Raw genomic sequence first — 22,274 nt, 5'->3', positions numbered from 1 at the left:
ACAGTCCGATGCAGATAGCCTTTAGTCGCGTTACAGGCGATTCCGGCTATCGGTTAATAAATCAGTCGCCCACTTTTTCCAGCGGCGCCTGCGTATTTTTACTGATAAACATCGCGTCACCATAACTGAAGAAACGATATTCCTCAGCCACGGCTGCGCGGTACGCGGCCATGGTGTGCTGATAACCGGCAAACGCCGAGACCAGCATAATCAGAGTTGATTCAGGCAGATGGAAATTGGTGATCAGCGCATCGATCACCTGATACTCATAGCCCGGATAGATAAAAATTTGGGTATCGTCGAAGAACGGCGTAATCAGGGCATCCTGACTCGCTTTGGCGGCGCTCTCCAGCGACCGGACGGAGGTAGTGCCCACGGCGACCACCTTGTTGCCGCGTGCTTTACAGGCCAGTACCGCGTCGACGACCGCCTGCGGCACTTCGGCATATTCCGCGTGCATGTGATGCTCTTCGAGGGTCTCGACGCGCACCGGCTGGAAGGTGCCCGCCCCGACATGCAGCGTCACAAACGCCATCTCAATGCCCTTCTCTTTCAGCGCCTTCAGCAGGGGTTCATCAAAATGCAGACCGGCGGTTGGTGCCGCAACGGCACCCGGACGGGCGCTATAAACCGTCTGATAAAGCTCACGATCGGCCTCTTCATCAGGACGGTCAATATAGGGCGGCAGTGGCATATGCCCGACGCTGTTCAGGATGTCGAGTACGGCGCGTTCATCATTAAAGACAATTTCAAACAGCGCATCGCGGCGTGCCACCATGGTCGCTTTCACGCTCTCATCTTCGCCCAGCAGCAGTTCTGCACCGGGCTTCGGCGCTTTTGAGGCACGCACGTGCGCCAGCACACGCTTGTCGTCGAGCATCCGCTCCACCAGAATCTCGATTTTGCCGCCGCTGGCTTTACGGCCAAAGACGCGTGCCGGAATCACACGGGTGTTGTTGAACACCAGCAGATCGCCTGGATTAAGCTTATCCAGCACATCGGTGAAAACACCGTGCGACAGCGTACCGCTGGCCCCATCGAGCGACAGCAGGCGACAGCCGCTGCGCTGCGCCTGGGGATAGTGAGCAATCAGGGATTCGGGCAATTCAAAAGCAAAATCGGCGACACGCATGGAAATGTTCTTTCTCAGGCAAAAACAGGCGGCATAGTTTAGCGGAAAATCGATCAATTCTGAACAACTGGCTGCGCAAAGGCAGTTCAGCCTATAATGCGGCATGAACTTTCTTGCTCATCTCCATCTGGCTCAGCTGGCCGACAGCTCCTTACTTGGCAATCTGATGGCCGACTTTGTGCGTGGCAACCCGCACCAGCACTGGTCTGCGCCTGTCGCAGACGGCATTCTGATGCATCGTCGTCTCGACGTGATGACCGATGCGCTGCCGGAAGTACGTAGCGCCCGTCAGCTATTTCGGGCGGAAACCTATCGCGTGGCACCGATTACGCTGGACGTCATCTGGGACCATTTTCTGGCCCGCCACTGGCAGCATTTCACACCCAACCAGACGCTGGTGCAGTTTTCTGCCGTCGCCGAGCACGAAATTATGCCGCAACTGGCAGACACCCCTCCTGAATTTCAGGCACTCAACGCGGTGATGTGGCGCGAGCGCTGGTTTGAGCATTATGCCCAGCCAGCGCGGCTGGCGCGGGTGCTGCACGGCATGGCCTGCCGCCGCCCACGCCTGGCGGCGCTGCGCGACTCTTACCACGATTTCACGCAACATTATGATCAGCTTGAAGCGCTGTTTTTTGATTTTTATCCGCGTTTAATGGCGCTGGCGTCCAGCAGAACCCTGTAAAACCCGATCCTCTGCTGCCGGGCTGGCAGACGCCAGCGTTTACCTAATAAAAAAGCCCGCCGACCCGCTCCGTACCATCTTGCCATTGCTGCTTATCTGCGGCTTAATGAAGCCTTTCTTAACAATAGCTAAGTAAACGTCACAGTCAGACCGCCTGTTCAGGTGCACCTTCCGTTCGTTATGGCAAAAAATCATAAGAGGAAAAGATGTCATCCGCTTCGCATTCTGAAATTGACGCGCGTTACCGTTACGCCTGCGACATCGCCCGTGCGGCGGGTAGTCGGGGCTTGTCATGGTATCAGCAGCGTCAGACACTGGTGGTGGAACACAAAAGGGATTTGCAGGACGTGGTCAGCGAAGCTGATCGTAACGTTGAAGCATTAATCAAGACTTTAATCGCTGAACGTTTCCCTGACGATGCCGTCTATGGGGAAGAGAGCGGCGGGGAGGTTCAGGGCGCGCCCTTTATCTGGGTTGTCGATCCGATTGATGGCACCGCCTGTTTCGTCAATGGCTTGCCGAACTGGTGCGTCTCGCTGGCAGTGGTCTGTGAGGGCGAACCGGTCATCGGCGTGGTCTGCGATCCTAACCATCAGGAGCTGTTTCACGCACGAGCAGGTCATGGCGCGTGGGTCAATGAGAGCCGACTGCAGGTTCATAGCGCTCAGCATCTTAATGAGGGTTTACTCGGCATCAGCAACTCCAGCCGAACGCCAGGCGAAAGTGTCTCGCGCCTGATTAGCGGCTTAATGGAACAGGGTGGTATGTTTATTCGTATCGGTTCTGGCGCGCTGACCAGCGCCTGGGCTGCCGCCGGGCGACTGATTGGCTACTACGAAGCGCATATGCATCCCTGGGATAGTCTGCCGGGCATCGTTCTGATGCGCGAAGCGGGCGGTGTCACCAACGATTATCTGCGTAATGATGGACTGAAAAATGGCAACCCGGTGTTGCTGGCGAATGCGGCCCTTTATCCGAAAATTAAAGCGCTGACCGGTAATCGCGCACTGGATGAGTAAATGACCTTGCCAACCCTGTGCCGCTGTGCGCTGATCCTCAGTTCTCTCTGGCTGCTAAGCTCAGTGTCACAGGCGGCAGATTACCAGCTGGAGAAAGTGGTCGAACTGAGCCGTCATGGCGTGCGTCCGCCCACACCGGGCAATCGCAAAGAGATTGAAGCTGCCAGCCAGCGCCCCTGGACGCAGTGGAGCACTGCCGATGGCGAGCTGACCCATCACGGCTACAGCGCAGTGGTGAATAAGGGACGCTGGGAAGGCGACCATTATCGTCAGCTCGGCCTGCTGGGTGCAGGCTGTCCTGATGCGACACAGGTTTACGTGCGCGCCAGTCCGCTGCAGCGTACCCGCGCCACCGCCGCAGCGCTGGCTGACGGGGCCTTTCCCGACTGTGACGTACCGGTGCATCACGTAGCGGGCGATGTTGATCCCCTGTTTCAGAGTGAAAAGCTGACGGTTACCCGGTCCGATCCCGTTCAGGAGCTGGCGGCTAAACAGCAGAAAGCGGGCGATCTGGCGCTGCTGCAACAGCAGTTGCAACCCGCAATTCAGCAGCTGAAAGCCGGCGTCTGCCCGCCCGCAACAGACTGCACCTTCTTTGATATCCCCTGGTCATTCCGGCAAACCCGCACCGGGAACAGTTACGTTTACGGGCTGAGCGTGATGGCGAGCATGGTGGAAACGCTGCGCCTGGGCTACAGCGAAAATCTGCCATTTGATCAGCTCGCCTGGGGACATATCAACTCGGCCGCGCAAATTACCTCGCTGCTGCCGCTGTTGACCGCAAACTACGATCTCAGTAATGACATCCTCTATCAGGCACAGCGCCATGGCTCGATACTGCTCAACACCCTGCTGGAGGCGATCACTTCCGATAACTCGCCGACCCGCTGGCTGATTCTGGTGGCGCATGACACCAATATTGCGATGGTACGCACCCTGATGGGCTTTAGCTGGCAGTTGCCCGGCTATTCACGCGGTAACATACCCCCAGGCAGCAGTCTGGTGCTGGAGCGCTGGCGCGATACCCGCAGCGGCGAACGTTTTTTGCGGCTCTATTTTCAGGCGCAGAGTCTGGATGGACTCCGTCAGCTGCAACCGATCGATGATAAACACCCGTTATTACGTCAGGAGTGGCATCAGCCCGACTGCAGAGTCACCGATACCGGTCTGCTCTGCCCTTATCAATCCACGCTGACTCAGCTGCGAAAAAACCTGGATAACAGCGCTGTCCTGCCGGTTTCGGTTATATTGCCCTGAGTCTGTGGCTAATCAAATTAAGGCCGCAGCCGCAATGCGGCCTTAATAATGTTAACCTCTGTTAATTAACGCCATTCCGACCTTTTCTTATTTAAATCGCCCGACTATCAGCGCCACTCATTTTGATTTACGATAGTCCCGTCAATCATCCCTTTATTAACTCTTTTCCTGTAATTCTTGAATATTTCGGCGACTGGTTTCGCCGTTTTTTATTTCCCTTACCCTCCCTTTTCTGCTGCCATCCAGCACCTGTGTGGTCGCTCTCTCGTCTGAAGCGCCTTTATCTCCCTTTACCCGCTCATAACCCTCAGCGATATTCACTGCCAGTTTAAATAATCATTCCCGGATACCTTCGCCGAAATAAACCGACGCTTAATCTTATTTCGCAGACAGGATTAAACTCTGGCTAAAAGGAAAGCCTGTTGTGGAGCAAATCACACAAATAATCAGAGGCAGGAGGAAATAAAAGAGGGAAATGGCGGGATCTGCTCCCCCGTAAATCGGGAGAGCAGAAAAGAGGAGATTAGCGGGCTTTACGAACCAGCTTATAGCCCAGCAGCAGCACCACTATCCACACCATACCGACATAGAGGGAGATGCGGGTATCAGGGAAATAACCAATCAGACCGATAATAAAGCAGAGGAAGGCTACGCCGACGCCCGCGGTCCAGCTGCCGCCTGGCAACGCAAACTGCAGCTTGCTGGCGGCCTCTTTGCCAATTTTGCGACGAAACGCGATCTGCGACAGCAGAATCATGATCCACACCCACACCGTCGCAAAGGTCGCCAGCGAGGCGATCACCAGGAAGACTTTTTCCGGCATCAGGTAGTTGAGATAAACCGCAATCAGCATGGCGAACATCATTACTAACACTGTCACCCATGGAATGCCGCGCGAAGAGACTTTCATGAAGATTTTTGGGGCATGACCCTGCTGCGCCATCCCGTGCAGCATACGGCCCACGCCAAACACATCGCTGTTAATCGCCGAGAGTGACGCGGTCAGCACCACGAAATTGAGAATAGACGCAGCCGCCGCGATCCCCATATGCTGGAAGGTCAGCACAAACGGACTGCCCGAGGTACCCACCTGATTCCACGGGTAGATCGACATAATCACAAACAGCGTGCCGACGTAGAACACCAGAATGCGCCATGGCACCGAGTTGATGGCGCGCGGAATCGACTTCTCCGGATCTTTCGCTTCACCGGCGGTGATACCGATAATTTCGATACCGCCATAGGCAAACATCACCATCTGTAGCGACAGCAGCATGCCGATTACGCCATGGGCGAAGAAGCCGCCGTTCATCCACAGATTGTGGATGCCGGTCGGCTGGCCGCCATTGCCAATCCCCCAGATGATCATGCCGAAACCGGCCAGAATCATTACGATAATGGTGGCGACTTTGAAAAAGGAGAACCAGAACTCCACTTCGCCGAACACCTTCACGCTCATCAGATTCACGGCACCGATGATCAGCACCACGCTCAGCACCCAAATCCAGTGCGGCACATCGGGGAACCATACGCCCATATAGATGCCGAACGCGGTGACATCCGCAATCGCCACAATCAGGATTTCAAAACAGTACGTCCATCCAGTGATGTAGCCTGCCATCGGCCCTAGATAGTCCTGAGCGTAACGTGAGAAGGAGCTGGCCTGAGGATTGTTAACGGACATCTCACCCAGCGCGCGCATAATGATATAAGCCACAGCCCCGCCAATGATATAGGCGAGCAGCACGCTCGGTCCGGCCATTTTTATCGCATCAGCGGAACCGTAAAACAGCCCGGTGCCAATCGCCGAGCCCAGCGCCATAAAGCGGATGTGGCGCGCGCTCAGTCCGCGTTTAAGCTTGTTGGTTTCTTGCATAACAACTTGTACCTGTGAAATGAAAAAACCACGGGCAAGCCCGTGGTTAAAGAAGAATCAGTGCTCTCTGTTACGAGTGAACCGTCACCTGTTCCGGCCCTTTCACCCGATCGACAACAGCGGCAATCAGCAGCATCACCAGCGACGGCGGCAACCAGGCGAGACCCTGATCGGCCAGCGGCAGATGCTGACAGAATGCAGGCAGCAAATCTTTAAACCCGGTGGTTTTAATCGCATCAATAATACCAAACAGCAGGCTTACCAGCATGACTGGTGCGATAATCCGGCTGCTCTTATTCCACCAGTTAAGGGTGAAACTCAGCACCACCAGCACGATGCAGGGCGGATAAATCGCCGTCAGTACCGGGATGGAAATCTGAATCAGGTGGCTCAGGCCGAGATTCGACACCACCATAGAGAACAGACCCAGAATAAACACCAGCGCTTTATACGATAATGGCAGGTATTGCGCAAAAAATTCCGCACATGCACAGGTCAGGCCCACGGCGGTCACCATACAGGCGACGAAGATCAGCGCGGCAAGGAAGAAGCTGCCCATATTGCCAAAGGTGTGCTGAACATAAGCATGCAGAATCGCTGCGCCGTTAGCGTTTTGATCTACCAGCGCACCGCTGCCCGCGCCCAGCTTAAACAGACAGAGGTAGACCAGCGTCAGGCCGAGACCGGCGATTAACCCTGCCAGCACGGTATAGCGGGTCAGCAGCGCGGCATTGTCGACGCCACGTGAACGGGCGGCGTTGACAATCACGATGCCAAACACCAGCGCGCCCAGCGTATCCATGGTCAGATAGCCATTGACGAAACCGCTGGAGAAGGCTGCATGCTGATAATCAGCAGTAGCCGGAATCGTCCCGCCTGCCGGCCACACCAGTGCAGCAACGCCCAGAACGGTCAATGCGATAATTTTTAATGGTGCAAGAAAGTGCCCTACCGTGTCGAGCAACTTACCCGGATAGAGCGACACGCCAATCACCAACGCGAAGTAGATGAGGCTATAGATGAACAGCGGCAGCGCGCCATCACCGGTCAGAGGCGCAATGCCCATCTCAAACGAGACCGTTGCCGTGCGCGGTGTGGCAAACAGCGGCCCGACAGCCAGATAGCACACGGTGGCCAACACAATGCCAGCAACCTTGCCGATCGGGGTGCTGAGCGCATCCACGCCGCCGCCGACACGGGCCAGTGCGATCACGGTTATCACGGGCAGACCGACTGCGGTAAGCAGAAAACCCATCGCGGCAGTCCAGACGTGTTCGCCAGACTGAATACCAACCATGGGCGGGAAAATGATGTTGCCCGCGCCAACAAACAGGGCGAATGTCATAAAGCCCAGCGCGAGAATGTCCTTCGAAGTTAAACGATGTGTCATACGGCCTGTCACTGATGTTGCGGTGGAAGTTGGGTTAGTGTTGTCCCTTACTGCGTGTAAACCGCGACCTGGCTGACAATGTCAGCGCATTATGCTCATCGCAGTGTAAAGCGCAGGTGATTTAAGCTGCTTTTATTCTGTTCACAGAGGGATGGATTGACAACGGCGCTAAGTAAAACGTTTATAGCGGTGAAAGGCAATACAGGATCGGAAAACCAGAAGGTTATCCCGCCATTTAGTCAAAAGGCAGTGGATAGCGTTAATTTTTTCCGCAGGCACACAAGATGATATGTCTGAATAATGAACAGCTGGTAAGAAATCTCCGCATAAACGGGCCTGTAGATACACAAAAGGCGCGTTTTACGCGCCTGTCTGCACAACGTTACAACGCTACCAAATCTGATTAGCAATATCGACCACTAAACGAATCTTCTGCCACTGCTGCGCCTCGCTCAGGCTGTTGCCCTCTTCGGTTGAGGCAAAGCCACACTGCGGGCTGAGGCAGATTTGATCCAGGCTGACATAGTGCGCTGCCTCTTCCAGCCGGGTTTTAACCTGCGCCGGATCCTCCAGTTCCCCCACTTTGGTGGTGATCAGACCCAGCACCACCTGCTGATGGCCCGGCTTAATATAACGCAGTGGCTCAAAGCCGCCGGAACGGGCGTTGTCATACTCCAGGAAGAACGCATCCACGTTGACGCTGCCGAACAGAATTTCTGCCACCGGGCCGTAGCCCCCCTCAGAGATCCAGGTTGAACGGAAATTACCGCGACAGACATGCAAACCCACGGTCAGATCGGCAGGTTTATCCTCCAGCGCTTTATTGAGTACCCGCGCATAAGTCTGTGCCAGCAGGTCAGGATCGTCGCCACGCGCGCGGATATCGCGCTTCTGATCTTCGGAACAGAGATAAGCCCAGACGGTGTCATCCAGTTGCAGATAGCGACAGCCCGCGTCATAAAACGCCCTGATTGCTTGTTTGTAGGTCTGCGCCAGATCGTCGAAGTACTCTGCCAGATCGGGATAAACCTCAGCGTCGATCACTTTGCGGCCACCGCGGAAGTGCAGCACGCTGGGGCTGGGAATGGTCATCTTCGGCACCGCATCGCCGGCAATAGTTTGCAGGAAGCGGAAATGTGCCAGCATCGGATGATCTGCCGGGAAACCGAGTTTGCTCACCACTTTCACGCCATGCGCTTTGGTCTGCACGCCATTAAACTGAATGCCCTGCTCCGCTTCATAGCGTTCTACGCCATTCAGCCCATAGAAGAAATCGAAGTGCCACCAGCCGCGGCGAAACTCGCCGTCAGTGACGACTTTCAGGCCATTTTCACGCTGTTTCGCTACCACATCGCGAATCGCATCATCTTCAACCTGACGCAAGGCCGCCGCATCAATCTCTCCGGCAGCAAACTGTTCGCGCGCCTGCTTAATGGCGGCGGGACGCAGGAAGCTGCCAACGGTATCGGCACGGAACGGGGCGGTTTCTCTTTGCATGATCACTCCTGACTCTCCTGCCGGTAATGACGGCAGGAAATAATTGCATCCTGATATAAATAGCCATCTGGATGGCTACATGTCTGAACACAGAGTGTCATGAGTGGCTTTCATCTGCAACTGAAGAAAATTCAGTAAGGGTGAAAAAAATTCAACTTAAGGGATTAACGCAGGGCTTCACGCGCCTGCGCCATCTGGCTGGCAGAGAGGGGGAGATAGCCCGCTTCGCTAACCCGCCGCTGTCCCTGCACCGAAAGCACCTGCTGCAGAAACGCGGCCACCAGCGGCGGAAGGGGTTTGCCGGGGGGTTTATTAACATAGAGATAGAGCGGGCGTGCCCAGGGATAGCGGCCACTGCGGATGGCATCGGCATCCGGGGTAATCGCCTGGCCCTGATCATTCATTACCGCCAGCATTTTTACGCCGCTGAGATGAAAGCCAAAACTGGCGTAGCCGATACTGCGCGGATTACCGGCCACCGCCTGCACCACCGCGGCCGATCCCGGGAACTCCGCCACGTCACGACGAAAATCGCCTTTGCACAGCACCTGCTGCTTGAAGAAACCCCAGGTGCCGGAGGCGGAATTACGGCCATAACGCTGGATCGGCCGTTGGCTCCATTCCGCGCCCGCTAAACCAAGATCACCCCAGCGCAGCGGCACGCTGTGTGCGCCACACAGACGGGTAACCGAGAAGATGGCGTCGAGCTGACGCGGTTCAATCTGCTGCAGCGGATTGCGCTGATTCACCACCACCACCAGCGCATCCATCGCCACCGGCACCGCCAGTGGTGGATAACCATAGCGCGCCTCAAAGGCCTGCCGCTCATCTGCCTGCATCGGACGGCTCATTGGCCCAAACTGTGCTGCGCCCGCCGCCAGCGCGGTCGGCGCGGTCGATGAACCGGAGGCCTGAACCTGCACATTGACGCCCGGCGCCTGGCGACTGAAATCTTCGCTCCACAGGGTCATCAGATAGCCCAGCGTATCGGATCCAACGCTGCTGAGATTGCCGGAGAGCGTGCCGGGCTGAGCCACTGCCAGGCCCGGCAGCAGAGTGACGATCAACAAAAGAAGGAGGCGCATCAGGGAGATCCGGCAGCGATTAATTGACCGCATTCTCCTGCATCACGCTGCTGACAATCAACCTCGCGGGCAGCGTAAAGGTAAAACAGGTCTCTTTGTGCGGCACGCTGGTGATCGCCAGCCGCGTGTTATGGTGGCTCAGGGCATGTTTTACAATTGCCAGACCCAGCCCACTGCCGCCGGTGGCACGCGAACGCGCTTTATCGACCCGGTAGAAACGCTCGGTCAGACGCGGGATATGTTCTGACGCAATCCCCGGCCCGTTATCACACACCCGGAAGATGGCGCCCTGCTTGCCGCGCAGCCAGCTGATATCAATCCGCGTGCCATCTGGGGTGTGATTCACCGCATTGTAAACCAGATTGGAAATGGCGCTGCGCAGCTGCTCATCGTTGCCGAACACTTTCAGATGAGGGTCGGTATGGAAATGGATATCGTGGCGACCGCCACTCAGCGTCGCGGCCTCATGCTGCAGCAGTTTCAGCATTACGGGCACATCGACCTTCTCTTTCAGATCGATCGCTGGCGCGGCTTCGATGCGCGACAGCGTCAGCAACTGTTCGACCAGGCTGTCCATGCGGCGCGTCTGTTCCGACATCGTGTGCAGCGCTTTGCTGCGCGAAGGCTCACTCATCACGGAGTCGTTCATCATCTCCAGATAGCCCTGCAGCACCGTGAGCGGTGTGCGTAATTCATGACTGACGTTGGCAAAGAAGTTGCGGCGCGCCCCTTCCAGCTGATGCATCTGCGTCACATCACGCGCTACCAGCAGCCACTGACCTTCGCTATAGGGCATGACGCGGAACTCCATGTGGAGATTGTTGTTCAGTACCAGCGTCAGCGGCTTGTCAAAATCGCGCTGGCGCAGATAGCGGGAGAATTCCGGGTAACGCAGTAGGTTGAGGATATTCTGGCCATTATCTTCCGGCCAGCGCAGGCCAAGATGCTGCTGCGCCAGGCCGTTACACCAGAAAATGGTGCCCTCTTCCGTGGTCAGGATCACCGCATCCGGCAGCGACTCGGCACCGCTGCGGAAACGTTTAATCAGATTGCCCAACTCTCGCCGCCGCCGCCGATTGCGCAACTGCATCTGGTAAAGACCATAAAAGAGCGGTTCCCAACTGGCACGTCCGGCAGGGGGCGTCATGGTGCGGTCGAGCCATAGCCAGTGCGACAGCCGCATCAGATTGTGGAAATGCCACAACAGCACCGCCAGCACGATCAACAGCAGCCACCAGGGCAGACCGCCGAACAGCAGGCCCAGCAGCACTGCAGGCAGACAGGCCAGCAGCAGTTCTGTCAGTAATCTCTTCCAGGAGAGGCGTTCCAGCACGGTAAAGGCTCCGTTTAGTAGCGGGCAGAGAAACGATACCCTGTTCCACGGACGGTTTGTACCATGCGATCGTGGCCGGAGAGTTCCAGCGCTTTACGTAAACGGCGAATGTGAACATCGACAGTGCGATCTTCCACATACACATTGGTACCCCAAACGTGGTTCAACAGCTGTTCGCGACTGTAAACGCGTTCCGGGTGAGTCATAAAGAAGTGCAGCAGCTTATATTCGGTGGGGCCCATATCCAGCGGCGTGGTTTCGGACATCACGCGATGTGAGGAGGGATCCAGACTCAGCCCCTGCATCTCAATCACCTCTTCTACCGCCATCGGCGAAATACGGCGCATTACCGCTTTAATCCGCGCCATTAGCTCTTTGGGTGAGAAAGGCTTGGTAATGTAATCATCGGCACCCACTTCCAGGCCGCGAACCCGATCTTCCTCTTCGCCGCGCGCAGTAAGCATCATCACCGGGATATCGCGTGTCATCGCCTCGCGTTTCAGATGCTTAATAAACTGAATACCGCTGCCTCCGGGTAACATCCAGTCCAGTAAAATCAGATCGGGCCAGGGTTCAATCAGCTTGCCAACGGCGCTGTCATAATCTTCCGCCTCGATTGGCTGATAGTCGTTCTGCTCCAGAACAAAACACAACATTTCACGGATGGGGGCTTCATCCTCCACAACCAAAATGCGCTTAGCCATTATTACTCCTGCTGATTATGACGGCTGTCACTGAGATTCGCGGCGCCATTATGCGTCAGATTTGTGACACTTTTATGAAAAACATAACCTGCCTGTAACCACGCGGGTAATCATTTATGACAGCGTAGCGACAATTTTTTGCTTTGGCCCCAGAGCCAGTATAATCGCCGGGCAAATCACAACAGCAGGGACTCATCATGCGCATCATTCATACTGCGGACTGGCATCTGGGGCAGTTCTTTTACAACAAAAGTCGGGCGGCGGAACATCAGGCGTTTCTCGACTGGCTGTTGATCCAGATTGAACAGCACCAGGTGGATGCATTGATCATCGCAGGCGATCTGTTTGATACCGGCACGCCGCCCAGCTATGCCCGAGAAATGTTTAACCGCTTTGTGGTGGCACTACAGCCCACGGGCTGTCAGCTGATTGTGCTGGCAGGCAACCACGATTCGGTAGCAACGCTCAATGAGTCGCGCGAGTTGCTGGCCTGTCTCAATACCCGGGTCATCGCCACGCCGCAGGAAAACAGCGATGTGCTGCTGCTCAATACCCGTCAGGGCGAACCGGGCGCGCTGCTGTGTGCCATTCCCTATCTGCGGCCGCGCGACATCCTGCGCAGCCGGGCGGGTCAGTCGGGACGCGACAAACAGACCTCGCTGCTGGAAGCAATCGCCCACCACTATCAGCAGCGTTTCGCCGCGGCCCAGGCACTGGGCCATGCACTGCCGATTATCGCTACCGGTCACCTCACCACCGTCGGCGTCAGCCAGAGCGATTCGGTGCGCGACATCTATATCGGCACGCTGGACGCCTTTCCCGCCAGCGCCTTTCCGGCTGCTGACTACATTGCGCTGGGCCATATTCATCGCGCCCAGCGCGTCGCAGGCAGCGAGCATATTCGCTACAGCGGCTCACCCATTCCGCTGAGTTTTGATGAGCTGGGCAGCGAAAAAAGTGTCTTCCTGCTGGAACTCGTGGCCAGCGGCCTGCAATCGGTCACACCACTGGTGGTGCCGCAGGCGCAGCCCATGCAGGTGCTGAAAGGATCGCTGGCGCAGATTGCTGAACAGTTAAACGCCTTCAGCACGGCAGAGCAGGATAAACCGACCTGGCTCGACATTGAAGTTACCACGCAGGAGTATCTCAGCGATCTGCAACGTCAGGTGGAGAGCCTGACTGCCACCCTGCCGGTCGAAGTGCTGCTGTTACGCCGCAGTCGCGAACAGCGGCAGCAGAGCCTGACGCGGCTCGACAATGAAACCCTGAGTGAATTGAAGGTGGAAGAGGTCTTTGCCCGTCGGCTGGCGCTGGATGAGGCGCTGCAACCGGCGCAAATCGATGAGATGACAACCCTGTTCCTCCAGACACTGGCCGCCATGGATGAGACCCAATGAAGATCCTCACGCTACGGTTTAAAAATCTCAATGCCCTGCGCGGTGAATGGTTTATCGACTTCCGCGCCGAACCCTTTGCCAGCAACGGCCTGTTCGCCATTACCGGTGCCACCGGCGCCGGTAAAACTACCCTGCTGGACGCCATTTGCCTGGCGCTCTATCACCAGACGCCGCGGCTGGGCGCAATTTCCCAGAGCCAGAATGCGCTAATGACCCGCGACTGCGCGGAATGCCTGGCTGAGGTGGAGTTTGAGATCAAAGGAGAAGCCTGGCGCGCCTTCTGGAGCCAGAACCGCGCGCGCGGTACCGCCGACGGCAAGCTGCAGGCACCGCGCGTTGAGCTGGCGCGCTGCGCCGACAACACCATTGTTGCCGATAAAGTCGGTGACAAGCTGAAGCTGATCGAAACCCTCTCCGGCCTTGATTTCGAACGCTTTACCCGCTCAATGATGCTGTCTCAGGGTCAGTTCGCCGCTTTTCTCAATGCCAAAGCCAGTGAGCGCGCCGAACTCCTTGAAGAGCTGACCGGCACCGAAATTTACGGTCTGATTTCCGCCGCCATCTACGAGCGCCACAAAGAGGCGAAAACCCAGCTGGATCTGCTACGCAGTCAGGCGGGTGCGATGGCGCTGCTGGATGGCGACGCGCGTGCCGCATTGCAACAGCAGCTCACCGATCTGACCGATGCTGAACAGCGGCTCAGCACGCATTATCAGCAGGCGCAGCAACAGCAGCAGTGGCAACAGCAGGCACAACAATTACAGCAGGATATTGCACAGGCTGAAACGGCGTTACAGCAGGCCGAGGCGGCATCCCAGGCGGCAGAGGCGGATCGTCAGCGGCTGGCACGCAGCGAACCGGCGGAAAAGCTGCGGGTAAAACTGCAGCAGCGTGACGCCTTACGCACTGAGCAGCAACAGGTACAAATCCGCTGTCAGCAGCTTACGGCGGCGGAGCGGCAGGCGCAGACCCACCAGCAGCAGCATCAGCAGCACTACGCGGCCACACACACTGCCCGCCAGCAGGCATTGCAGGAACAGCAGCAGCAGGAGAGCCTGCTGACGGAACAGGTGCTGCCGCTGGATCAGCGGATGGCTACACTGCAGCAGCATGTTGCGGAGCAGCAGCAGGAAAATGCCCGACAGCAGCAACATGCCGACCAGACGCAATCCCGCCTTGCGGAGCACAGGCGCCAGGTGACTTCGTGGCAGCAGGCGATTGCAGAACAGCATCAGTTACGCCAGCAGCTTGCCGATCTGGCGCAATGGGGCGCCTCGCTGCCGGTGTGGCAGGAGAACTTTGCCCTGTTGGCGCAGCGTGAAGCAACGCTGGCCGGACTGGCGCAACAGCGTGAGCAGCAGCAGCAGCAGATCGCCATGCAGCAGGCGAAACAGCAACAGCAGGCACAACAGGCGCTGCCGCGCCAGCAGGCGGAGCAACAGGCCCGCCAGGCGCTGTCGCAGGCGGAGCAAGCACTAACTTCGTTACAGGAGCAGCATCCGCCTGCCGCACTGCGTCAGGCATTGAGCCAGTTGCAGAGCAGCCGTCCGGCCCGTCAGCAACTGCTGCTGCTTTCAACCCAGTGGCAGCCGCTGCACCAGCTGCTGGGCCAGCGCCAGCAGCGGCTGACTACGCTTGCAAAAGCGCATCAGCAGAGTGAAGCGGAACGCCAGGCGCTGCGCGAGACGTGGAAACGCGAAAAACAGCAGCTGGATGATGTCGAAAAAATCTGCGCGCTGGAGCAGCAGATTGTCGATCTTAGCGATTACCGCGCCCGGCTCGCCGCCGATCAACCCTGTCCGCTGTGCGGCTCCTGTACCCATCCCGCCGTTGAGGCCTACAGCACGCTGGAAGTAAGTGCTAACCAGCAGCGCCGGGCTGCCCTGCAACAACAGACCGAGGCATTGCGCGAAGCAGGCACCGCAAAAAGCGAACAGCTGAAGCAGTCAGCGGTGCAGCAGCAGACCCTGCGTGATGAGATCGCGGAGATGCAGCAACAACTCGATCGGCTTGAGCAGCAATGGCAGGCGCTGAGCAGTGAGCTGGCACTTACCTTCCCGCTCGCCGATCGGGATGCCTTAGCCGCGTGGGAGCAGCAACAAAGCGAACGCGAAAGCCAGCTTGAGCAACAGCGACAGGCGCAGGAAGCCGCCGAACAGGCGCGTCAGGCCGCAAAGGATTACCATCTTCAGCAGTCGCAGGCCTGGCAGCAGCATTTGCAGGCTGAGCAACTGGCGCAGCAGTCGCTGTCCAGCCTGCAACAGGCGCTGGATGCGCTGCAACAGCGTCAGCAGCAGGAACAGCAGGCCTGGCAGCAGTTGCAGGGTCGGCTGGAGCAGCAGTTCAGTGCGCACAATCTTGCCCTGCCCGACGCCGCCCATCGCGATGCGTGGCTGACAGAACAGCAGCGGCGCTGGCAGCGCTGGCAGGAAAGTGAGCAGTTGCTCGCTAACCTGCAGCCGCAGCTGTTAAAGGGCGAAACCCAGCTCACTGCCCTGCAACAACAGGCAGAGCTGGAGCAGCAGCAACTCGCGACCCGTCTGCAACAGCAACACCAGAGCCAGACGCAACTCAGCGAGATGCGCCGTGCCCGTCAGGCGCTGTTTGGCGATCGCGATATTCCCTACGCCCGTCAGCAGATGCAGGCCCGCGTTCAGCAGGCTGATGAACAACTGGCACAGCAACTCACCGCCCTGCAACAGGCGCAGGCCGAAGTCAGTCGCCTGCAGGGTGAACTCGCGGGGCTGGAAAATCAGCGTCAGACGCTCAATAGCAAACTGGCAGAGGCGGAAAGCGCGCTGCAGCAGGCACTGGAGAGCGCCGGATTCGTGGATGAAGCCAGCCTGCGCGCGGCGCTGCTGGATGAGCAGACCGCAGTGCAACTGCGTCAGCAGCTGCAGCAGCTCGATCAGCAATGCCAGCAGCAGCAGGCTCGTCTGGCGGATCTGCGTCAGCGGCTCAGTGTCCATCAGCAGGCGAAACCCGATGCGCTGCCGGAATCCGCCGAGGTACTGCCGCAGCAGCTGGAGCAGTTACGGCTGGCACTGCGCGACAACGCCAGCCAGCAGGGTCAGATTCAGCAACAGCTGCACAGCGATGCCAGCCTTCGTGTGCGCCAGCAGAGCCTGATGACGCAGATTGAACAGGATGGTGTGGCGCTGGCGCAGTGGAGCCTGCTCAACGATTTGATTGGCTCCGCCAGCGGCGATAAATTCCGGCGCTTCGCCCAGGGTTTAACGCTGGATCACCTGGTCGCGCTCGCTAATCGTCAGCTCGATCGGCTGCATGGCCGCTATCTGTTGCAGCGCCGGGCGCAGGATCTGCTGGAGCTGGATGTGATCGATACCTGGCAGGCCGATGCGGCGCGCGATACCCGCACGCTGTCGGGTGGCGAGAGCTTCCTGGTGAGTCTGGCGCTGGCGCTGGCGTTATCGGATCTGGTCAGCCACAAAACGCGCATCGAATCGCTGTTTCTGGATGAGGGGTTCGGCACGCTCGATGCGCAGACGCTGGACACCGCGCTGGATGCCCTCGACGCGCTTAACGCCAGCGGTAAAACCATTGGGGTGATCAGCCACGTTGAGGCGATGAAAGAGCGTATTCCGGTGCAGATCAAAGTGCGCAAGATGAATGGATTGGGTTACAGCCAACTGGAACTGCCGCAGGGATAAAGGGCGCCAGAGCGCCCGTTTACGTGCGATCAGCGGGCGCTGACGAGCTTGTAGCGAGGGCCGGTGAGTAACCTGCCCTGCTCGTTCTGTGCCAGCAGACGATGGCTGGTCAGTCAGGCCACGGTGTGTGCTTTGTCAGACACGTTGTACCACATCTGTTTGATCGCGGCGCTGACAGCCTGTGCGTCAGTGGCGCTGGTCAGGCCATTCTGCTGAAACGTCTCTTCGACCACGGCGACCGGGAAGACGTAGTAACTGGCTTCGGTTAGCGGGCGCATCACCAGCGAGGTTACGCGATGAGCAGCGTTGATATCCGGCGAGGTGTTATCCGCAGGCAGCACCAGAATCGAGGCCGGCTTGCTGGCACGGAACGCCCTGGCGTCATACGGCTATTTTGGCTGCGCACAACTGGTCAGCACCACCACCATCAGCACGCCGCTCAGGGCAATCTGCTTTTCACCGTACCACTCCTTGTTTTTTTACTCATCAGATAATCCACGTAAGGAGTCGATTCGGGAAACCGCGACTTCCCGCTGGCGTACTGACTAAAGGCGTTACTGGTATCGCCGGTGTTGGCATAGAGCAGGCCGAGCTGGACATGCCAGCGGCACGGGCTTTTGCTTATTTGGCCGGACGCCATGCGCCGTTGTTAATTCCATCCACGCAATGATCGACCGCGTCGCGAATCGCCAGATCCCTCACTTTGCCGTTCAGCATAGAGTCATCGCTGCTGGCTCCCCCAAACACGAATTTTTTCTGCATGGCTAAGCCATAAATTGAAGGAAACATCATCCGCACAGGGGCGGTAAATTCTGGTTCTGCCGACAGTCGGAGGAATGCCATAGCATTCAGCAGGCCGGGCTGTAGACTGTCGACAGCAGACCGGAAGATCGTTAAGGAAAATTGGCCAGTAAAATGAATTTAATTAATGTAAAGATGAGAAGACTCGTGGGAGTGATTATTGCAATGTCGCTCAGCGCCTGTCAGCAACCTGTTTTAAAGCAACGGGATAGCGTGGCAAACTTGTGTGATCCTGCGAAAAATCCCAACAGCCAATCCTGTCACTGGACGAACCAAATGCAACCGGTTCTCAACCGGCAGTTCAGCGATGCAGCGCGTTACGCGGGTCAGCAATGTCTGGTACGGATGGAGTGGCAACAGAGCGGACGTTATGCGGTGACCCAGACACAAGGTGATGAAGCGCTTTGCCTGCGCGCCTGGCAGCTGGTGGCACAGGCTCGCGATCTGCCACCACCGCCGGCGCCTGGACAGCCAGCGTGGTTCGGCTTTGCGCCGCGTGGTTAGCTGGCCAGACCTTCCTGACGCCACTGCCGCGGGCTGATGCCGAACCAGCGGCGGAACGCGCGTGAAAACGCACTGACTTCAGAGTAGCCCAGCAACAGCGCCATCTCAGAGATAGGCAGTTGCTTCTGCTGCAGATAGTGCGTCGCCATTTCGCAGCGCACCTGATCCACCAGCGCGGTAAAGCTACTGCCCTCTTCTCGCAGCCGCCGCTGCAGTGACCAGCTCGACAGTCCGAGTTTATCAGCCACCTCTTCCAGCACCGGCTCACCCTGCATCAGCGATAAATTAACCTGCGAACGCGCCTGCTCAACCATGCTTTGTTGCGATGTCCCGCGGTTAAGCCGCCGGATTGCATCCTGCATGACCATCAGCAGGATCGGATCACTCTCCGGCATGGCGCGCAGCAGATCGCGCTTCGGGATCACCAGTGAATTAAACGGCTGATCGAACCAGACCGGCGCATCAAACACTTTGCAGTGATCGTGCCACTGGCCGGGACGCGGATGCTCAAAATGGACTTCGCGCGGCGCCCAGTGCCTGCCCGCCACATGACGGATCAGATTCATAAACATCCCCAGCGTCAGCTCCGCATCCTGACGGCGCGACAGGATCGCCCCATGTCGCACCTGATAGTCGAGCCGCCAGCACTCTCCCTTATCCACCAGCCGGGTTAAGGTGTCGTGCTGGTGCCAGGGAAATGCGTTAACCACATTGTGCAGCGCCTGTTCCAGCGTGTCGGAACACAAACCGATGTAGCCGATCAAGCCTAATGACTGCGGTTTAAACTGCCTGCCGTAGTGCAAACCGAAGTTATCAAAACCGGAGTGACGCGCCGCTTCTTCCAGCACCCGACAGTAGTTAACCAGCCCCAGGCTCAGCGTCGGGCTGGCCAGCCGTTCAGGATCAATGCCGCTGATGCCGAAGATGCGGTCAACATCGCCGCCCTGGGTGTGAATAAACTCGCTTAAACCGGTCGCCGCCGCTGCCAGCACGCCGTGATTGCCTGCGCCCGCAGCCGCAGAGCAGGCCGCAAACGCATCGGGCTTTATCAGTGTCGGATTCATGGTCGCCTCAGTCAGAATTCAGGTGGATCACCCGTCACTAAAGATCAGAGCAAATTCCATACCAGGTTCCCCAAGGCCCAACGGGCCGCCTGCCAGCGGGCTGGAGTGTGCGCGAGCACTGAATCCGGCACTGCGGCGGCGCAGCGACGCCCGCCGCTGGTGCATCAGACGCCAACCGGCAGCTGTTTACCCTCCAGATAACGGCGGCAGAGGCGCACCGAGTGGTTGGCCCACTCCGGGCCCAGACTGCGCGCCATTCCGGTTTCGGCATGCGATCCCACCCAGGCGGTGAGCTGGATGCGACGCTGGATCAGCAGCGCGGGCAGCAGTGCCATCTCCGCGTCGCTGATATGCGCCACCTGCTCGTAACCGCGGATCCAGTGATCGATCCACTCTGGCGCACGCGGATGATGCTCAACAAAACTGATCGCCGCCGCCAGATCGTGCAGATACCAGCCAAGCCCGCAGTCATCGAAGTCGATCACGCGTGTTTCGCCTTTGTGCAGTAACAGGTTGGTCAGCCGCAGATCGGCATGGATCAGGCCGTAGCGATCCGATCCTTTGCCGAACTCCGCCAGCGCCATGCCAACCTGGCTTACCGCCTGCTCTACCACTCCGTGATCGGCGGGATTCAGATTCGGTGCATCCTGCCAGCGACCCCAGTGACTCTCTGCGCTGGTCATGGTGTGGTGATCCCAGATAATCCGCTGGAAACCCGCAGGCGGCTGCCACTGCTTGCTGTGCTGATGCAATCGAGCGGTAATCTGGCCCAACTGCTGAAAGGCGCGGGGATCGACATCGGTGGTCGGCATTTCCCCGTCGATCCAGTGAAACAGCACCACGTAGCGCTCACTGCCATCCGCCAACCGCAGTGTCAGCACCTTTTCGCCCTGACTGTCGGCAATCGCTTGCGGCACCCTAATACCGGTTTCGCGTAGCGCATCGAGCCATAGCAGTTCGCTGACGATGTCCGCCTTTTGATGATAATCGCCGCGATGCAGTCGCAGCGCATAACGCTGGCCTGCGGCCTGCAGCAGAAACGTAGCGTTCTCTGAGCGGCACAGCAGGCTGAGCTGACCCTGCAACGCGGCGGGATAACAGGTCAGCGCCTGCTGTGCCATCAGGGTGAGTTGGGAATCAGTCAGGTTGTCATATTGTTTCGCGTTCATCAGTCCGGTTCCTTGTCACTTGCGTTGTCTCAGCATGCGTTGCCAGAAGGTGAGCTGCTTGACCCCAGAGGAGATAAAGTTGACCGCAGCGTGCAGCTGGCCCGGATGTTGCCTGTGAGTTGACCGTGGAAGACAGAAGTCACTGCGCCCGCGTCAAGTCGCGGTGCGTCAGGCTTCGGCATTATTCCTCTACTGTAGCGTAATGGCGGTATAACGCCGCGTGAGACCAACAACGACGGGGATAACAGTATGACAAACAGACTCAAGCCCACACTGGGCACCCTGCATCTGTGGGGGATTGCGGTTGGCCTGGTCATCTCAGGTGAATATTTTGGCTGGAGTTACGGCTGGGCTGTGGCGGGCACGCTGGGATTTCTGGTCACTACCGCACTGATCGCCACACTCTATACCTGCTTTATTTTTAGTTTCACCGAACTGACCACCGCGATCCCCCATGCGGGCGGGCCGTTTGCCTATAGCCGTCGTGCTTTTGGCGAAACCGGCGGACTGATTGCCGGTCTGGCAACGCTGATCGAGTTTGTCTTTGCACCTCCGGCGATTGCCATGGCAATTGGCGCTTATCTCAACGTGCAATATCCCGAACTGAATCCGAAAACCGCGGCGGTCGGGGCCTACCTGCTGTTTATGACGCTGAATATTCTCGGCGTAAAACTGGCGGCAATGTTCGAACTGGTTGTGACGGTGCTGGCGGTCATTGAACTGCTGGTGTTTATGGGCGTGGTTTCACCCGGCTTCAGCCTGGCGAACTTCGCCGCGCACGGCTGGGCGGGCAGCGACAGCTTCGGTATGCCCGCCTTCTCCGGCATTTTCGCAGCCATTCCTTTCGCCATCTGGTTTTTCCTCGCCATCGAAGGCGCAGCGATGGCGGCCGAAGAGGCGAAAGATCCTACACGGACAATTCCCCGCGCCTACATCAGCGGGATTCTGACACTGGTGGTGCTGGCGATTGGCGTCATGCTGATGGCAGGCGGAGCAGGTGACTGGCGCAAACTCTCTGACATTAACGACCCGCTGCCCCAGGCGATGAAAATGATTGTCGGCGAACACTCTAACTGGATGCATATGCTGGTGTGGATTGGACTGTTTGGCCTGATTGCCAGCTTCCACGGCATCATCCTCGGCTATTCACGGCAATTCTTTGCGCTGGCGCGCGCAGGCTATCTGCCACCGGCTCTGGCAAAACTGTCACGTTTCCAGACGCCGCATCGCGCGATTATTATCGGCGGCGTGCTGGGTATTGCGGCAATTTACAGCGATGGCGTGATTAATCTGCAGGGGATGACGCTGACGGCGGCGATGATCACCATGGCGGTGTTTGGTGCGATTGTGATGTACATCATGAGCATGCTGAGTCTGTTTAAACTGCGTCGCAGCGCGCCGGAGATGGCGCGCAGTTTTCGCGCGCCTGGCTATCCAATAGTGCCGGGCATCGCCCTGCTGTTATCGGTGGTTTGTCTGCTGGCGATGTTATGGTTTAATCCGGTCATTGGCGCACTGTTTTTCGTCATCATGCTGGTGGGCTATCTCTATTTCCTCGCCACCAAAGCGCAACGCGAACGGGCACCGCAGGACAGTATGCTGGCTGGCGAATAAAACCGGCGCGGCAGAGGGCCGCGTCGGAAGTTAACGATTCAGCGCCTGCAGCGTCCGGCGCTGAATCATCAGCAGG

Annotated in this window: 17 protein-coding genes and 1 pseudogene; 7 read left to right on the top strand and 11 right to left on the bottom strand. The window is 57.8% G+C overall.

Annotated elements, in window-relative coordinates:
- Positions 1-61: 61 nt before the first annotated feature.
- Complete coding sequence (gene queA / locus WFO64_RS00550; RefSeq protein ID WP_337008036.1) at positions 62-1,132, bottom strand: tRNA preQ1(34) S-adenosylmethionine ribosyltransferase-isomerase QueA; 1,071 nt, start codon at positions 1,130-1,132, stop codon at positions 62-64.
- A gap of 103 nt (positions 1,133-1,235) precedes the next feature.
- Between queA and WFO64_RS00545 the strand changes: the two genes are divergently transcribed.
- The 3 genes from WFO64_RS00545 to WFO64_RS00535 all read left to right on the top strand — a co-directional run bounded on the left by WFO64_RS00545 (position 1,236) and on the right by WFO64_RS00535 (position 4,093).
- On the top strand, positions 1,236-1,817 hold the full coding sequence (locus tag WFO64_RS00545) for an ACP phosphodiesterase (RefSeq protein ID WP_337008034.1): 582 nt from the start codon (positions 1,236-1,238) through the stop codon (positions 1,815-1,817).
- Between the two features lie 206 nt (positions 1,818-2,023).
- Positions 2,024-2,836 (top strand): inositol monophosphatase family protein, encoded by an 813-nt coding sequence (locus WFO64_RS00540; RefSeq protein ID WP_337008032.1) that lies wholly within the window; start codon positions 2,024-2,026, stop codon positions 2,834-2,836.
- The gene (locus tag WFO64_RS00535) at positions 2,837-4,093 is read left to right on the top strand and encodes a histidine-type phosphatase (RefSeq protein ID WP_337008030.1); all 1,257 of its coding nucleotides are present in this window, start codon (positions 2,837-2,839) and stop codon (positions 4,091-4,093) included. It begins immediately after the preceding gene.
- A gap of 523 nt (positions 4,094-4,616) precedes the next feature.
- On the opposite strand, the gene proY is transcribed toward WFO64_RS00535, so the two are convergent.
- From proY to phoB, 6 genes are all read right to left on the bottom strand, one after another.
- Positions 4,617-5,969 carry a proline-specific permease ProY gene (gene proY, locus WFO64_RS00530; protein WP_337008028.1) on the bottom strand — a complete coding sequence of 451 codons (1,353 nt, stop codon included), beginning with the start codon at positions 5,967-5,969 and terminating at the stop codon, positions 4,617-4,619.
- Between the two features lie 70 nt (positions 5,970-6,039).
- On the bottom strand, positions 6,040-7,359 hold the full coding sequence (gene brnQ / locus WFO64_RS00525) for a branched-chain amino acid transporter carrier protein BrnQ (RefSeq protein ID WP_337008026.1): 1,320 nt from the start codon (positions 7,357-7,359) through the stop codon (positions 6,040-6,042).
- Between the two features lie 390 nt (positions 7,360-7,749).
- A complete protein-coding gene (locus WFO64_RS00520; protein ID WP_337008023.1) occupies positions 7,750-8,856 on the bottom strand; it encodes a cobalamin-independent methionine synthase II family protein in 1,107 nt (368 codons plus the stop codon).
- 164 nt (positions 8,857-9,020) lie between these two features.
- Positions 9,021-9,941, bottom strand: coding sequence for a PstS family phosphate ABC transporter substrate-binding protein (locus WFO64_RS00515; RefSeq protein ID WP_337008022.1), 921 nt, complete (start codon positions 9,939-9,941; stop codon positions 9,021-9,023).
- Positions 9,942-9,960: 19 nt separating this feature from the next.
- Positions 9,961-11,274 carry a phosphate regulon sensor histidine kinase PhoR gene (gene phoR / locus WFO64_RS00510; protein WP_337008021.1) on the bottom strand — a complete coding sequence of 438 codons (1,314 nt, stop codon included), beginning with the start codon at positions 11,272-11,274 and terminating at the stop codon, positions 9,961-9,963.
- Positions 11,275-11,288: 14 nt separating this feature from the next.
- Entirely contained in the window at positions 11,289-11,978 is a 690-nt protein-coding gene (phoB, locus tag WFO64_RS00505; RefSeq protein ID WP_337008019.1) for a phosphate response regulator transcription factor PhoB, read from the bottom strand.
- Between the two features lie 197 nt (positions 11,979-12,175).
- On the opposite strand from phoB, the gene sbcD reads away from it, so the two are divergent.
- Complete coding sequence (sbcD, locus tag WFO64_RS00500; RefSeq protein WP_337008017.1) at positions 12,176-13,375, top strand: exonuclease subunit SbcD; 1,200 nt, start codon at positions 12,176-12,178, stop codon at positions 13,373-13,375.
- Positions 13,372-17,046, top strand: coding sequence for an AAA family ATPase (locus tag WFO64_RS00495; protein ID WP_337008015.1), 3,675 nt, complete (start codon positions 13,372-13,374; stop codon positions 17,044-17,046). Before sbcD ends, WFO64_RS00495 begins: the two co-directional genes overlap by 4 nt.
- Positions 17,047-17,159: 113 nt before the next feature.
- Here the strand turns inward: WFO64_RS00495 and WFO64_RS00490 are convergent.
- A pseudogene (locus WFO64_RS00490) lies at positions 17,160-17,420 on the bottom strand (GNA1162 family protein); the annotation flags it as partial.
- Positions 17,421-17,667: 247 nt separating this feature from the next.
- Positions 17,668-17,808, bottom strand: coding sequence for a hypothetical protein (locus tag WFO64_RS00480; protein ID WP_337008011.1), 141 nt, complete (start codon positions 17,806-17,808; stop codon positions 17,668-17,670).
- A gap of 153 nt (positions 17,809-17,961) precedes the next feature.
- Between WFO64_RS00480 and WFO64_RS00475 the strand changes: the two genes are divergently transcribed.
- On the top strand, positions 17,962-18,351 hold the full coding sequence (locus WFO64_RS00475) for a cell envelope integrity TolA C-terminal domain-containing protein (protein ID WP_337008009.1): 390 nt from the start codon (positions 17,962-17,964) through the stop codon (positions 18,349-18,351).
- Here WFO64_RS00475 and qhpR read toward each other — a convergent pair.
- Both qhpR and WFO64_RS00465 read right to left on the bottom strand, forming a co-directional pair.
- On the bottom strand, positions 18,348-19,415 hold the full coding sequence (gene qhpR / locus WFO64_RS00470; protein WP_337008007.1) for an AraC-like transcriptional regulator QhpR: 1,068 nt from the start codon (positions 19,413-19,415) through the stop codon (positions 18,348-18,350). The genes WFO64_RS00475 and qhpR overlap by 4 nt on opposite strands.
- 164 nt (positions 19,416-19,579) lie before the next feature.
- Positions 19,580-20,584 carry a phosphotransferase enzyme family protein gene (locus WFO64_RS00465; RefSeq protein ID WP_337008005.1) on the bottom strand — a complete coding sequence of 335 codons (1,005 nt, stop codon included), beginning with the start codon at positions 20,582-20,584 and terminating at the stop codon, positions 19,580-19,582.
- A 249-nt stretch (positions 20,585-20,833) separates the two neighbouring features.
- Here WFO64_RS00465 and eat point away from each other — a divergent pair, with 249 nt between their 5' ends.
- Positions 20,834-22,198 carry an ethanolamine permease gene (gene eat, locus WFO64_RS00460; RefSeq protein ID WP_337008003.1) on the top strand — a complete coding sequence of 455 codons (1,365 nt, stop codon included), beginning with the start codon at positions 20,834-20,836 and terminating at the stop codon, positions 22,196-22,198.
- Positions 22,199-22,274: the final 76 nt, after the last annotated feature.

This window comes from Pantoea sp. AS142, from assembly GCF_037152305.1.
In the GTDB taxonomy this organism is placed as follows: Bacteria; Pseudomonadota; Gammaproteobacteria; order Enterobacterales; family Enterobacteriaceae; genus Pantoea.
The sequence above is the reverse complement of the archived record's forward strand: the minus strand, read 5'-3'. Positions and strand labels throughout refer to the sequence as shown.

What these genes read in the sequence shown, in the direction of transcription:
- queA (WP_337008036.1), bottom strand. Translation starts at nt 1,132, where the DNA reads ATGCGTGTCGCCGATTTTGCTTTTGAATTGCCCGAATCCCTGATTGCT.
- WFO64_RS00545 (WP_337008034.1), top strand. Translation starts at nt 1,236, where the DNA reads ATGAACTTTCTTGCTCATCTCCATCTGGCTCAGCTGGCCGACAGCTCC.
- WFO64_RS00540 (WP_337008032.1), top strand. Translation starts at nt 2,024, where the DNA reads ATGTCATCCGCTTCGCATTCTGAAATTGACGCGCGTTACCGTTACGCC.
- WFO64_RS00535 (WP_337008030.1), top strand. Translation starts at nt 2,837, where the DNA reads ATGACCTTGCCAACCCTGTGCCGCTGTGCGCTGATCCTCAGTTCTCTC.
- proY (WP_337008028.1), bottom strand. Translation starts at nt 5,969, where the DNA reads ATGCAAGAAACCAACAAGCTTAAACGCGGACTGAGCGCGCGCCACATC.
- brnQ (WP_337008026.1), bottom strand. Translation starts at nt 7,359, where the DNA reads ATGACACATCGTTTAACTTCGAAGGACATTCTCGCGCTGGGCTTTATG.
- WFO64_RS00520 (WP_337008023.1), bottom strand. Translation starts at nt 8,856, where the DNA reads ATGCAAAGAGAAACCGCCCCGTTCCGTGCCGATACCGTTGGCAGCTTC.
- WFO64_RS00515 (WP_337008022.1), bottom strand. Translation starts at nt 9,941, where the DNA reads ATGCGCCTCCTTCTTTTGTTGATCGTCACTCTGCTGCCGGGCCTGGCA.
- phoB (WP_337008019.1), bottom strand. Translation starts at nt 11,978, where the DNA reads ATGGCTAAGCGCATTTTGGTTGTGGAGGATGAAGCCCCCATCCGTGAA.
- sbcD (WP_337008017.1), top strand. Translation starts at nt 12,176, where the DNA reads ATGCGCATCATTCATACTGCGGACTGGCATCTGGGGCAGTTCTTTTAC.
- WFO64_RS00495 (WP_337008015.1), top strand. Translation starts at nt 13,372, where the DNA reads ATGAAGATCCTCACGCTACGGTTTAAAAATCTCAATGCCCTGCGCGGT.
- WFO64_RS00480 (WP_337008011.1), bottom strand. Translation starts at nt 17,808, where the DNA reads ATGCAGAAAAAATTCGTGTTTGGGGGAGCCAGCAGCGATGACTCTATG.
- WFO64_RS00475 (WP_337008009.1), top strand. Translation starts at nt 17,962, where the DNA reads ATGAATTTAATTAATGTAAAGATGAGAAGACTCGTGGGAGTGATTATT.
- qhpR (WP_337008007.1), bottom strand. Translation starts at nt 19,415, where the DNA reads ATGAATCCGACACTGATAAAGCCCGATGCGTTTGCGGCCTGCTCTGCG.
- WFO64_RS00465 (WP_337008005.1), bottom strand. Translation starts at nt 20,584, where the DNA reads ATGAACGCGAAACAATATGACAACCTGACTGATTCCCAACTCACCCTG.
- eat (WP_337008003.1), top strand. Translation starts at nt 20,834, where the DNA reads ATGACAAACAGACTCAAGCCCACACTGGGCACCCTGCATCTGTGGGGG.